The sequence below is a fragment of the Massilia sp. ZL223 genome, assembly GCF_018119395.1.
Classification (GTDB): domain Bacteria; phylum Pseudomonadota; class Gammaproteobacteria; order Burkholderiales; family Burkholderiaceae_D; genus Telluria.
The window spans coordinates 43118-55993 of record NZ_JAGPWD010000012.1; the positions used below are offsets into that span (position 1 = coordinate 43118).

General features: G+C 65.5%; 12 protein-coding genes. 5 read left to right on the forward strand and 7 right to left on the reverse strand.

What is annotated here, in order from left to right; genetic code table 11:
* Window positions 1-12: 12 nt before the first annotated feature.
* The gene (locus KBW95_RS10185; RefSeq protein ID WP_211523815.1) at window positions 13-2589 is read right to left on the reverse strand and encodes an EAL domain-containing protein; all 2577 of its coding nucleotides are present in this window, start codon (window positions 2587-2589) and stop codon (window positions 13-15) included.
* A 297-nt stretch (window positions 2590-2886) separates the two neighbouring features.
* On the opposite strand from KBW95_RS10185, the gene KBW95_RS10190 reads away from it, so the two are divergent.
* Together KBW95_RS10190 and KBW95_RS10195 are read left to right on the forward strand one after the other, a co-directional pair.
* A complete protein-coding gene (locus KBW95_RS10190) occupies window positions 2887-3978 on the forward strand; it encodes a M35 family metallo-endopeptidase (RefSeq protein WP_211528162.1) in 1092 nt (363 codons plus the stop codon).
* A 218-nt stretch (window positions 3979-4196) separates the two neighbouring features.
* On the forward strand, window positions 4197-5276 hold the full coding sequence (locus KBW95_RS10195) for a M35 family metallo-endopeptidase (RefSeq protein WP_211528163.1): 1080 nt from the start codon (window positions 4197-4199) through the stop codon (window positions 5274-5276).
* 73 nt (window positions 5277-5349) lie between these two features.
* On the opposite strand, the gene KBW95_RS10200 is transcribed toward KBW95_RS10195, so the two are convergent.
* From KBW95_RS10200 to flhF, 6 genes are all read right to left on the reverse strand, one after another.
* The gene (locus KBW95_RS10200; protein ID WP_229429659.1) at window positions 5350-5841 is read right to left on the reverse strand and encodes a hypothetical protein; all 492 of its coding nucleotides are present in this window, start codon (window positions 5839-5841) and stop codon (window positions 5350-5352) included.
* An 88-nt stretch (window positions 5842-5929) separates the two neighbouring features.
* Window positions 5930-6685 carry a flagellar motor protein MotD gene (gene motD / locus KBW95_RS10205; RefSeq protein ID WP_211528164.1) on the reverse strand — a complete coding sequence of 252 codons (756 nt, stop codon included), beginning with the start codon at window positions 6683-6685 and terminating at the stop codon, window positions 5930-5932.
* A 7-nt stretch (window positions 6686-6692) separates the two neighbouring features.
* Window positions 6693-7436, reverse strand: a complete 744-nt coding sequence (locus KBW95_RS10210; RefSeq protein WP_211523819.1) for a flagellar motor protein — start codon at window positions 7434-7436, stop codon at window positions 6693-6695.
* Window positions 7418-8146 carry an RNA polymerase sigma factor FliA gene (locus KBW95_RS10215; protein ID WP_211520721.1) on the reverse strand — a complete coding sequence of 243 codons (729 nt, stop codon included), beginning with the start codon at window positions 8144-8146 and terminating at the stop codon, window positions 7418-7420. The genes KBW95_RS10210 and KBW95_RS10215 overlap by 19 nt, the downstream gene beginning before the upstream one ends.
* A gap of 41 nt (window positions 8147-8187) precedes the next feature.
* Window positions 8188-9009: an antiactivator of flagellar biosynthesis FleN protein gene (locus KBW95_RS10220; protein ID WP_211528165.1), complete on the reverse strand. Its 822-nt coding sequence runs from the start codon at window positions 9007-9009 to the stop codon at window positions 8188-8190.
* The gene (flhF, locus tag KBW95_RS10225) at window positions 9002-10399 is read right to left on the reverse strand and encodes a flagellar biosynthesis protein FlhF (RefSeq protein ID WP_211523821.1); all 1398 of its coding nucleotides are present in this window, start codon (window positions 10397-10399) and stop codon (window positions 9002-9004) included. Before flhF ends, KBW95_RS10220 begins: the two co-directional genes overlap by 8 nt.
* A 327-nt stretch (window positions 10400-10726) precedes the next feature.
* On the opposite strand from flhF, the gene KBW95_RS10230 reads away from it, so the two are divergent.
* From KBW95_RS10230 to KBW95_RS10240, 3 genes are all read left to right on the forward strand, one after another.
* Complete coding sequence (locus KBW95_RS10230; protein ID WP_211528166.1) at window positions 10727-11581, forward strand: L-type lectin-domain containing protein; 855 nt, start codon at window positions 10727-10729, stop codon at window positions 11579-11581.
* 417 nt (window positions 11582-11998) lie between these two features.
* Window positions 11999-12235: a hypothetical protein gene (locus KBW95_RS10235; protein WP_211523823.1), complete on the forward strand. Its 237-nt coding sequence runs from the start codon at window positions 11999-12001 to the stop codon at window positions 12233-12235.
* 126 nt (window positions 12236-12361) lie between these two features.
* A complete protein-coding gene (locus tag KBW95_RS10240; RefSeq protein ID WP_211528167.1) occupies window positions 12362-12820 on the forward strand; it encodes a DUF2778 domain-containing protein in 459 nt (152 codons plus the stop codon).
* Window positions 12821-12876 lie beyond the last annotated feature (56 nt).

Sequence of the window (12876 nt, forward strand, 5' to 3'; positions counted from 1 at the left end):
GGCCGGGGCGGGTCAAGCCGCCTTGACCGCCCTGAGCAGGGCCTCGATCCCCTGCGGCTCGACCGGACGCGAGAAGCAGTAGCCCTGCATCTGGTCGCAGCCGCGCTCGTGCAGGAAGGCCAGCTGTTCCGATGTTTCCACGCCTTCGGCGATCACGTTCAGCTTCATCGAATGGGCCAGCGCGATCACGGCGTTGACAATGGCCGCGTCGTCGGCGTCCTGGGTCAGGTCCATCACGAAGGAGCGGTCGATCTTGAGGCTGTGGATCGGGAAGCGCTTCAGGCTGGCCAGGCTGGAGTAGCCGGTGCCGAAGTCGTCGATCGCCAGCTGCACGCCCATCCCGGCCAGGCGCGCCATGGTCTCGGTGGCGGCCGCCGGATTCTCCATCAGCACGCTCTCGGTGATCTCGAGGGTCAGGTATTTCGGATCGCAGCCGGTGCGCGCGATCAGCTTGGCCACCTGCTGGGCCACGTCCTGGCCCAGGAACTGGCGCGCCGACAGGTTCACGCTGATGCGTACCGGCGGCAGGCCCTGGCGACGCCACGCCACCTGCTGCTCCATGGCCGTGGCCAGCACCCATTCGCCGATCGGCACGATCAGGCCGGTCTCCTCGGCCAGCGGAATGAAGTCGGCCGGCGACACCATGGGCTGGCCATGCGGCTGCCAGCGCAGCAGGGCCTCGACGCCGGTCACCCTGCCGCTGCCGATGTCCACCACCGGCTGGTAGTGCAGCAGGAACTCGCGCCGCTGCAGCGCGCGCTGCAGCGCGCCTTCCAAGCGCAGGTGCTCGAAGGCCTGCTCGCCCATGTCGGCCATGTAGAAGCTGTAGTGGTGCCCGCCCTGCCCCTTGGAGCGGTACATGGCGCTGTCGGCGTTCTTGAGCAGGGTGGCGCTGTCCTGGCCGTCGCGCGGGTACATCGCGATGCCGATCGAGCCGGTCGGGAACACTTCCTGGCCGCACAGGACCAGCGGCTGGAACAGGTTTTCCAGCAGCTTCCCGGCCACCGTGGCGGCGTCCTCTTCCCCCGCCAGGTCGGGCAGCACCACCACGAATTCGTCGCCGCCCTGGCGCGCCACGGTGTCGCTGTCGCGCAGGGTGCTCGACAGGCGGCGCGCGATCTCGACGATCATGCGGTCGCCGGCGTCGTGCCCGAGGCTGTCGTTGACGTGCTTGAAGCGGTCCAGGTCGATGAACATCACCGCCACCTGGCTGCCGTTGCGGTGCGCGTGCGCGATCGCCTGGGCCAGGCGGTCCTGCAGCAGCGCGCGGTTGGGCAGGCCGGTGAGCGCGTCGTGGTTGGCCATGCGCAGCAGCGCTTCCTCGGCCTGCTTGCGGCGCGAGATGTCCTTGACCACCGAGATGAAGCGCTGGTCGCCGTGGGCGTCGCGCATCACCGAGACGCTGACATTGACCCACACCGTGCTGCCGTCGCGCCGCATCAGGCGCTTCTCGCGCTGGTAGTCGTGGATCTCGCCGGCCTTCAGGCGCCGGATCAGGGCCAGTTCGTCGGGCAGGTCTTCCTCGCAGGTGAGCTGCTGGAAGAAGCGCTGCAGCAGCTCGACCTCGGTATAGCCGAGCATCTGCGACATCTTGCGGTTGACCCGCAGCAGGCGCCCGTCGCCGGAGAGCAGCACGATGCCCACGGCCGCCTGGTTGAAGGTGAGGCGGAAGAATTCCTCGCTCTCCTGCAGGCGCAGGCGCGCCTTGCGGCGGAAGGTGACGTCGTGGCCGATCAGGAGCAGCAGCTGGCCGCCGGCCTGCTGGGTGCGGCGGATGTTGAACTCGACATAGCGCAGGCCGTCGGCGCGCCCGTCCAGGGTCACCAGCACGTTGTCCTGGGGCGCGCCGGTGCGCAGCGCCTCCAGCACCCGTTCGCCCAGCTCCTGGCCGGGAATCAGCTGCTCCAGCGGACAGCCGCCCGCCAGCGCGTCTTCCGGCGCGTCAAGCAGGTCGGCCATCATGCGGTTCATCGAACGCACGCGGCGCGTGCAGTCGACCACCAGCAGGCCGGCCGGCATGCCGTCGATAACCTGCTCGAGGTAGTTCTGGTTCTGGCGCATGCTGCGCTGCGCCGCGTGCGCATAGGTGTCGAGCGCCAGGCCCATGTCGAAGCACACCACCTTGAGCACGGCGTCGATGGCCGCGGTGCAGCGCTGCGGGTCGTGGCCCAGCCGCTCCCACAGCATGTCGATGATCTCGGCCAGGTACTTGCGGTAGGCGCCGATGTACCACTTGGGCTCGAGCCCGATGCGCTGGTGCGCCATGCCCACGCGCAGGCGCTCGCGGATATAGCCCGCGTCGTAGTCGCCCGCGGTCAGGCTGCTGAAATAGGCCGACTGCGCGCGGCGCAGGGCGCGCGCCGTGCTGTCGCTGCCGAGCATGCTGCGCGTGTGCGCGAAGCGCAGCAGGTGGTCGTAGAACTCGCCGGAAAAGCGCTCGCGCTCCTGCTCCAGCAGCGCGTGCACCTCGCGCAGGGCGGCGAGGTCGGCCTCGCCCAGCTCCAGGAAGGCCTTGCGCGCCGCCACTTCCTCGCCGTCCAGGCCGATTTCGCTCGCGATCAGGTCGACCATTTCCAGTCCTTCCATCATGCCGGCCTCCGCGCGCGGGCATGCCGCACCAGCGTGTGCATCGTTGCGTCTGTCGTGTGGAATCTCATGAGGAAGCTGCAGCTGCGTGGGGTGTTGGCTGAATGGATACAGTCGTTGCATGATAGCAAAGCATCCCTGCGCTGATCGAGTAAATACTGTGCAACTGTTGTTTATTTGGCCTATTGGCAGCAGGGTTATTGCCGCTTAGCAATGAAGTGGTGGCGCACTGTTGAACTGACGCAATATCTAGCATGCATAGCGGCGGGAGAGTAGGCAGGACACCAACCAGGAGGCATCATGTCCCGCTATTCCCACGCCTGCTTCGCCCTGCTCTTCCCCCTTGTTTTCACGTCCGCGCCGGCAGGCGCCGCCCAGCCGGCGCAGGCCGGCGTCGCGGTCCGGCTCGAGGCGCTGCGCCCTTCCGTGGGGCGCGGCGACGACGTGCCGGTGCGGGTCACCCTGACCAATATCTCGGGCGAGGCCCAGCATGTGCTGCGCTGGCGCACGCCGCTGGAGGGCGTCCAGTCCTCGCTGTTCGAAGTGCGCCGCGACGGCCAGCCGGTGCGCTACCTCGGGGTGGAGATCAAGCGGCCCGCGCCCGAGGCGGCCGACTTCGTGCTCATCGAGCCCGGCGCCTCGGTGACCCAGACGGTCGAACTGTCCGCGCTCTATGAAATGCACATCACGGGCGCTTATACCGTACGCTACAACAGCCCGGCGGCGCCGCTGCCCGGCCTGGGCGCGGGTGCGGCCCTCCACGCGGTGACGGGCGAGCTGGCCTCCAGCCCGGTCAGCATCTGGATCGAGGGCCGGCTGCCGCGCGGCGCCAAGAGCTCCCCCGTGCCGGCGCCCGCCCAGGAAGCCGCGGGCGGCAGCCTGGCCTTCAGCCAGTGCTCGAACGCCCAGCAGGAGCAGCTGGCGGCGGCGGTCGACGCGGGCCGCGCGATGGCCGTCGACAGCCACGTCTACCTGACTTCCGGCCAGGCCTACGGGCCGCGCTACACGACCTGGTTCGGGGTTCCCGATGCGCAGCGCGGCGCCAGGGCCATCGCCCATTTCGCCGCGATCCGCGACGCCTTCGAGAACAAGCCGCTGGCGCTCGACTGCGGCTGCGACGAAGCCTATTTCGCCTACGTGTATCCGGCCCAGCCGTACAAGATCTATGTCTGCAAGGCGTTCTGGAGCGCGGCGAATACCGGCACCGACTCGCGCGGCGGCACCCTGGTGCACGAGATGAGCCATTTCGACGCGGTCGCCGGCACCGACGACCATGTCTACGGCCAGGCCGGCGCGATGGAGCTGGCGCGCAGCGCGCCCGAACGCGCCCTCAACAACGCCGATTCGCACGAGTATTTTGGCGAGAACACGCCGGCCCAGCGAAAGCGGTAGCACCGTAGGTTTCAAAATGCAAGCGTGTTCCGATTGACTGTCGGATTCTGTTGACATTCCGCAAAAAACGTCACAACTGACATGAATCAACTTTACATAGGCACTTGAATCCGTAAATATCGTCAATGGGCTCTTCCTGTACAGACAACTTGTGCAGGATGCGGCCCGATAACGATGGCAGCAGCAAGCCGCATAACTTTCACACACGGAGAAACGATATGAGCTTGAACGGATTCTGGAAGTCGGCATTGGGAGTGGCAGCACTGGCGATGGCCTGCGGAGGCGCAAGCGCCGCGCCGAAGGGCATCAACATTGCTGTGGAGACGGAAAAACACGCGCTGGGGCAGGACGACGACGTGGTGGTCAAGGTCACCCTGACCAACACCTCGGACACGCCGCAGTACGTCCTGAAGTGGCTGACCCCGTTCCAGGGTCTGGATACGCCGCTGTTCGAAGTGACGCGCGACGGCGAGCCGGTGCCCTACCTGGGCCCGATCATCAAGCGTCCGGTGCCGAAGAAGTCGGATTACTTCGTGATCAAGCCGGGCGCCACCCATACCGTCAAGGTCGAGCTGTCGGCCCTGTACGACATGAGCGTGACCGGCGACTACAAGATCAGCTACAAGGTCGCCTCGCCGGCGCTGTTCATGAACGCGGCAGCCAAGAACGACCGCGAAATGGCATCCAACGAAGCCACCCTGTGGATCGACGCCCGCCTGCCGCGCGGCGCCACCCCGCAGGCCATCCTCGACCTGGAAGCCATGAAGCGCGACGCGGGCGTGCAGCCGGCCAGCCTGAGCTACACCAACTGCACCGCTACCCAGCAGAGCACGGTCCAGCAGGCGATGGCCGCAGGTTCGTCCATGGCCAACAGCGGCAACACCTACATGGCCCAGGCCACCATGGGCCAGCGCTACACCAAGTGGTTCGGCGCCGTCACCAGCACCCGCCAGTCGACCGTGAAATCGCACTTCGCGGCGATCAAGGATGCCTTCGACAACAAGCCGGTGACCGTGGACTGCGGCTGCAAGCAGAGCTACTACGCCTACGTGTACCCGACCCAGCCGTACAAGATCTACGTCTGCCGCGCCTTCTGGTCGGCGCCGATGACGGGCACCGACTCCAAGGGCGGCACCCTGGTGCACGAGATGAGCCACTTCAACGCGGTGGCCGGCACCGACGACCACGTCTACGGCCAGAGCGGCGCCGCCAGCCTGGCGATCAGCGACCCGAACAAGGCTGTCGACAACGCCGACAACCATGAATACTTCGGCGAGAATACCCCGGCGCTGAACTAAGCGTTCGCCGCGTTAAAAAAGGGGGAGGAAGCAGCGATGCTTCCTCCCCCTGTTCATTTCATTCGCGCCTTGCTTATTTCGCGGCGTAGGTAAAGCGCACCGGCTCCGACGGACTGGTGCTGACTTCATCGAGCTTGTTAACGTCCGGCAGCCAGGGGCCGGGATAGCTGATTTCATAGCTCTGCGCGCCCTTCCTGAAAGCGTAGGCGCGCGTGATGTCGACCGTGTTGAGATGCATGGTGTGCGGCTTGACCTCGAGGTAGTCGGCGGCCGTGTAGGCGGCGCGCTTGACCATCGGGCCGGCATACTGCACCTCGCGCCCGCCCCTGGCTTCGCGCAGCTCGAAGCGCTTGCCGGTGAGTTCGTCCTCGGCCGCGACCTCGCGCGGCACCCAGATCGTCTGTTCGCCGTGGTTCTCGATGGTCACGCGCACCAGCACCTTGCCGCCGGTGGTTTCCACATCCAGCCGGTGGCGCACGTTCACTTCGGCCTCCACGGCGCCGCTGGCGCCGACCAGTCCCGCCAGGGCCAGCAGTACCGCCGGCATACTCCGTTTGACATGCATTCGCGCTCCCATGGCCATGAAATATTATTTCAACAAGCAGGCTACCACGAAAGATTCTTGCAATTCTTAATTGAAAATTAGGCGCTGCTCAGCCACCCAGTTCGCCTCCGGTTTCGGGCAGCGCCGCCAGGATCATGACCGCCACGCGGCGGTTGCGCGCCTGCCCGGTGGCGTCGGCATTCGACGCCACCGGCCGCGTCGCGGCATAGCCGATCGCGGACAGCCGCGCCTCCCCTACCCCGCTGTCGATGAACAGGCGCACCACGCTGCTGGCGCGCGCGGCCGACAATTCCCAGTTGGACGGATAGACGGCGCTGGCGATCGGTACATTGTCCGTATGGCCTTCGACCTCGATGCGGTGGGAATCGTTCCTGAGCAGGCCGCCGACCGCGCGCAGGATCTCGTTCGCGTCCTTCCCCAGCACCGCTTCGCCCTGGGCGAACAGCACGCTGGCGTTGATCTCGACGCTGATGCCGCGCGCATTCTGGGTCACCCGCACCTGGCCCGCCTTCACCAGCGGCAGCAGGGTCGCCGACAGGTCGCGCGCCAGCACCGCCATCTTCTCGCGCTCGCGGCGCGCCATCTCGTTGCGCTTGCGGTTGACGATGTGGGACAGCGGCAGCACCGGCTCGACCTGGGTGTTGACGGTGGGGGCCGCGCCGCGTCCGCCGAAGGCGTCGCCCAGCGCGTCCGACAGCACCCGGTACTTGCCCTCGTTGACGATCGAGATCGCGTACATCACGACGAAGAAGGCGAACAGCAGGGTGATGAAGTCGGCGTAGGAAATCAGCCAGCGTTCGTGGCTCTCATGGGGCTGCTCGTCGTCGTAGCGTTTGCGCGCCATGACGGACTTAGTGACGCGCCAGCAGGCTGGCCACGCGCTCGTCGATCACGCGCGTGTGGTCGCCGGTGGCGATGTCGTGGAAGACTTCGAGCAGGATTTCGTACTGCGCCACCTTGTCCGCCACGATGGCCTTGAGCTTGTTGCCGACCGGGTGGAAGAACAGGTTGGCCAGCCCCACCCCGTAGACGGTGGACACGAAGGCGACGGCGATGCCCGAACCCAGGCGCGAGGGGTCGGACAGGTTTTCCATCACGTGGATCAGGCCCAGCACCGCGCCCAGGATGCCGATGGTGGGCGCATAGCCGGCCGCCGATTCCCAGATGCGCGCCGCCTGGCGCTGGCTGAATTCGTAGCCGTTGATTTCGTGCTCGAGCAGGCTGCGCAGCTTGTCGGGCTGGATGCCGTCGACCACCAGGCGCAGGCCCTTCTGGATATACAGGTCCTTGGTCCCCATGTACTGTTCGAGCGACAGCAGGCCGTCGCGGCGCGCGGACAGGCTCCACAGGGCGATCTCGCGCGACAGCTTGTCGCGCTCGCCGCGCGGCGGTACGAAGACCCAGCGCAGCATGCGCATGCCGCGCAGGAAGGTGCGGCGCTCGCTTTGCAGCAGCACGGCGCCGGCGGTGCCGACTACCACGATGGCGAAGGCGGCCGGCTGGAACAGCGAGGCGAAGCGGCCGCCGTCCAGCGTATGGCCGACGAACACGCCGGCCAGCGCCAGCAGCAGCCCGATTACGCTGGACCAGTCCACAATTGCTCCCGCAGCGCCGCGCGAAGGCGCGCCACTGCCTGGGTGTGCAGCTGCGACACCCGCGATTCGCTCACGCCCATGACCGCGCCGATTTCCTTGAGGTTGAGTTCTTCTTCGTAGTACAGGCCCATCAGCATCTTCTCGCGCGGCGGCAGGTTGTCGATGGCGTCGATCACGGCCTGGCGGAAGTCGGTGTCGAGCAGGCTGCGCAGCGGATCCTCGTCGTCCACGGCATAGCGGTCGAGGAAACTGCCGTCGTCGTCGTCGCCGCGGAAGTCTTCGTAGTAGACCAGCTGGTGGCCGCCGCCGTCGGACAGCAGGTCCTGGTAGTCGGCCAGCGACATCTTGAGCGACTTGGCGACTTCCGATTCGCTCGGCGGACGGCCCAGGCGCTGCTGCAGCTCGTTCATCGCGGTCTCGACCTTGCGCATGTTCTGGCGCGTGCTGCGCGGCATCCAGTCGCTGTTGCGCAGCTCGTCCAGCATGGCGCCGCGGATGCGCAGCACCGCATAGGTCTCGAACTGGGCGCCGTGGTTGTCCTCGTAGCGGTTGATGGCGTCCAGCAGGCCCATCATGCCGGCCTGTACCAGGTCATCCACCTCCACCGAAGGCGGCAGCTTGGCCTTCATGTGGTGGGCAAGACGCTTCACCAACGGCATGTGCTCCGTCAGCAAATGGTTCTTGTCCGCTTTCCCTTTGACCGTGTACATGCTTGTTGCGTCGTTGTCTTCTTCTGTTTATTCGGTACTGCTCAGTTGCCTAAATGCGCGCTGCTGCCCTGGCGGCCGAAGCCCGGCATCGCGTGCAGCGCGAACTTGCCGGCCAGCTGGCGGAAGGCCACCGACGCGCCCGCGAGCGGGAAGGCGTCGACCACGGCCCGGCCCAGGCGCGCGGCCCGGTGCAGGTACTCGTCGGCCGGCACCGAGCCCATGAAGCTGAGCTTGACGGCCAGGTAGCGTGTTGCCGCTGCTGACATATTATCGTATACCACCTTGGCTTCCGCCTCGGTCGCGCCCGTCACCAGGATGCCGAAGGGCCGGCGGCCGAGCTGCTGCGACAGGCGCTTGATCAGCGCATAGGCGTTGGTGATCGAGGCGGCGCTGGTCGACACCTGCACCACGATCTCGGAACTGCCCATCAGCGGCACCGGGAAGCTGCCGTCCGGTCCCAGCTCGCCGTCCACGATCACGATGCCGGCCTGCCTGGCCAGCACGTCGAAGGTCTTGCCCAGGCGGCGGACGTCGTCGGCGGTCTTCGGCACGCCCAGCGGCGCCACCGAGAAGCCTTGCGGCGCCGGATGGATCACCTGGTTGAGCGCGCATTCCTGGCGCGCCACCTGCAGCAGCGAGGCCGCGCGGCTCAGGCCCAGGCGGCGCGCCACGCCGTAGTCGATGTCGCAGGCATCGACGATCAGGACTTCGTTGCCGGTCTGGGCCAGCGAGGCGCCCAGGTTGACCAGCATGGCGCCCTTGTCGTCTTCAGGCGTGGCGGACAGAAAGGTGACGATGCGCGGGCGCGGGCCCTGCAGCATGCGGCGCAGGCCTTCGGCCTGGTCGAAGTCGAAACTAGCCAAGGGACACCTCGCGCAGGCTGCGATCATTCATGGCGCCCGACATCATCAGCGGCAGGTCGGCGTCGCCGAACTGGGCGCTGGCGGCGCGGTTGTTGCGGAAGGCGCGGTCGATCAGCATGGCGCGGTCGGCCAGGTGCAGGTCTTCCGGCACGCGCTGGCCGTTCGAGATGTAGTGCAGGTTGAGCTTCTGGCGGATCACGACGTCGAGCACGTTGCCGATCGAGGCGGCTTCGTCGAGCTTGGTCATGATGCAGCCGGCCAGGCCCGAGCCCTGGTAGGCGCGCACCACTTCGTTCAGGGTCTCGTTGGTCGAGGTCGCGTTCAGGCACAGCAGGCGCTTCACGTCGGCGCCCGACTCGCTCAGCATGGCCACCTGCTCGGTCACCATCTGGTCGCGCTGCGACATGCCGATGGTGTCGATCAGCACGGTGTGCTTGTTCTTGAGTTCTTTCAGGGCGATGCGCAGGTCGGCTTCGTCCTTCACCGAGTGCACCATCACGCCCAGGATCTTGCCGTAGATGCGCAGCTGCTCGTGGCCGCCGATACGGTAGGCGTCGGTGGTGATCAGGGCCAGCTTGTCCGGACCGTGGCGCATCACGCAGCGCGCGGCCAGCTTGGCGGTGGTGGTGGTCTTGCCGACGCCGGTCGGGCCGACCAGGGCGAACACGCCGCCGCGCGACAGCAGGTCGTCTTCGTTGGCGATGGTGGTCAGGTTACGCGCCAGCACGGTCTTGATCCAGCGCAGCGCATCGGCCGCATCCTTGGTGGCCGGCATCTTTTCGATCAGGTAGCGCGCCAGGGTCGCCGAGAAGCCGGCGGCCAGCATTTCGCGCAGCACGGCGGCCTTCTGGGGCTCGCGCTGGGCGGTGGCGTTCCACGACAGCTCGGCCAGCTGGGTCTCCATCAGGCCGCGCATGGCGCGGATCTCGTTCATCATGCCGCTCATTTCGGCGGCGGCCGATTCCTTGGCCTGGGCGATGGCGGCGCTCATCATGGCGGTCATCGCGCTCATGTCGAGGGCCGGGGCCGGCTCGGGAGCGCGGCGGTTGGCGTAGGTCGGTGCGGGGTCGGCGAATACGGGAGCGGGGGCAGGCTCTTCGAAGCGGCGTGCGGCGAAGGCCGGTCCGGGCTCTTCCATGCGGCGCGCGCCGAAGGCCGGGGCCAGCGGGGCCGGGTCGGCGAAGTGCTGCAGGTGCGGTTGCGGCTGGGCCATTTCCGATTCCGGCGCTGGCGAGGCCAGCGAGGCCACGTCGTCGTTGTCGAGCGCCAGGATTTCGACCACGCCGTCCACCGGGCGGTTGGAGAGGATGACGGCGTCCGGGCCGAGCGCTTCGCGCACCTTGCGCAACGCATCCCGGGAAGTCGCCGCTGTAAATTTCTTCACTTTCATCGTTATTCTCCGCACTTCATCGTCTGTAGCTTGCCTGGGGCGCAATGGCCCTCCCATAGCAAGCATTATTGACGATGCCTCTAGGAAACGATCGCAGGAAAAGGATGGGGAAAACCGGTCAATTCCCTGGCCAGCCGGAAAGGCGGCGACTGGACGGCGATCCGGCATGCATACCAGATGTCGATAAATTTAACAGTTGCAACATACCGGGTTTGCAAGATGTTGATTTTTTTGACATGTTTCCTATGGCACAAGGTTTGCTTTCGTGGGAGCGGTCGCCGGCGCACCCATGACGCCGGCACTTTCCATACGCTAGGAGAAAACCGCATGAAAGCATTGAAGTTCCTCATCGCCGCCGCCGCAACCGCCGCGGTCGCCAACGCCCAGGCGACCGTGGTCACCTACAACGATTTTTCGGACACCAGCGGCCTGACGACGGTGGGCAACGCAGCCGCCACCACGACCGCCGACGGCAAGGTCATGCGCCTGACGCCGGACAACTGGTCGCAGAGCGGCGCGGTCTACAGCAGCAGCGCCGTGCAGCTGGGCGCCAACGCCACCTTCTCGACCACCTTCCAGTTCCGCTTCACCGGCAACAGCCAGCCGGCCGACGGCATGGCCTTCGTGCTCGCGGCCAGCCCGAACGGCCTGGGCGTAGGCGGCGGCGGCATCGGCTACCAGGGCGTGCAGAACGCCTTCGTGATCGAATTCGACACCTACGACAACGGCAGCTGGGACGGCTTCAGCGCCAACCACGTGGGCATCAGCACCAACGGCAGCACCAACACCAGCTGGACCAGCGACGTGTACCAGCGCAAAGCCTGCTTCGGCCTGAGCACCGACACCGGTTGCATGTCGAACGGCAATCTGTGGACCGTGAAGGTCGAGTACGATGGCGCACTGCTGTCGATGAGCATGCGCGACGAAACGAAATCGGACGACTTCCTGGCCTACGACAAGCTGGCGATCGACATCGCCTCGGTCCTCGGCACCAACCAGGCTTATGTCGGCTTCACCTCGGCCACCGGCGCGGCCAGCCAGAACCACGACCTGCTGAACTGGACCTTCGCCGACACGGCCGAGCTGCCGGTGGATGTGCCGGAACCGGGCAGCCTGTGGATGCTGGGCCTGGGCCTGGCCGGACTGGCGGCGGGCAAGCGGTTGGGCAAGCAGCGGGTTTGATTTTCGGCTGACAGCTGCGAGGGCGGCTGTTCATGTGAACTTGGGTCCCGGCCTGCACCGGGACGACGTTGAGTGAAAGTGCGGATGAATATCGTTTAGCGATTTCAGCCCGTGCCTACAGCACGTCGTCCCGGGGCAGGCCGGGGCCCGAGTTTTTTCACCGCTCATCTACCTTGTTCTTGACTTACGCAGGCGCGCGCTATCAAACTGGCAAGCATGCGAGAATGATCACAGAGTAGGAAATTTGCAACAGTGCCATCATACGTTTGCACTTTTCTTATTCAATTTGTATGAGCTAGCGCACAGTCATGCAAAATTTGCCTGAAAGCATATTATCGCCAATTGTAACGATCACAAATAAAGTGCATACTTGACCACAATCGGAACGATTCCGTCAGCGTCATGAAAGGGGCAGCAATGAAATTTCGGATACCGAAGCGTCACCCTGGGACGACTGATTTCGCGACATTCCTGATCCACTGCTGCGATGCCCTCGACCGCAGCCTCCCCGCCCTGCGCACCGTCTTCCTCATCGCCGGCGTGATCGCCGCTGCCCTGCGTACTGGCCTGCTGGCCGATTTCCTGTTTGTGACCGGCCTGTTGCTGCAGTTCTCGATCTGGTTCGAGAACTGGTGGCTGCACAAGATCCGCTGACGCCTGCTCACCTCCGGCGGATCGCTTTCGCTACTGGCCAATCAAGGCTTGTACTCGATCAAAGATCGTTTTTAATGGCTGACTATGATCGGAAGCTTGCACTGCAAACTTCCGGGAGAGAGGCCAATGTTAGCGTGTACCTTCGAGCTGAACGGCGAACCGATGAGTCTATTCAAGACGAACAAGATGCAGTTCGCCGCGTTTTCCGGCTTGGGCGCCCACGCAAACCGCAGAGAGTTCGCCTGTCACGCCGGCATTGGCCCGATTCCGCCCGGCGTCTACTACGTACTCGACCGTCAATCGGGCGGCCGGCTCGGCCTTCTGCGCGATCTCTTCAGCGCCAAGTCAGATTGGTTCGCACTCTACGCGGCGGATGGGAAAATCGACGATGAGACCTTCTGTAACAAAGTAAAGAGGGGAAGCTTTCGGCTACATCCGAAGGGCAGTCTCGGTATCAGTCAAGGATGCATCACTCTCGAGAACCGGGCCGATTTCAGCATCCTGCGCGCCCGTCTCAAGGCAAGCAGCCAGATCGCTATCCCAGGCAGCTCCTTGAAAGCTTATGGCCGGGTGACGGTCAAGTGAGTACGGCGGGCAGGCGCGCAGGTCTTTGTGCATGGGTCTTTGCGGCCACGTTCGCA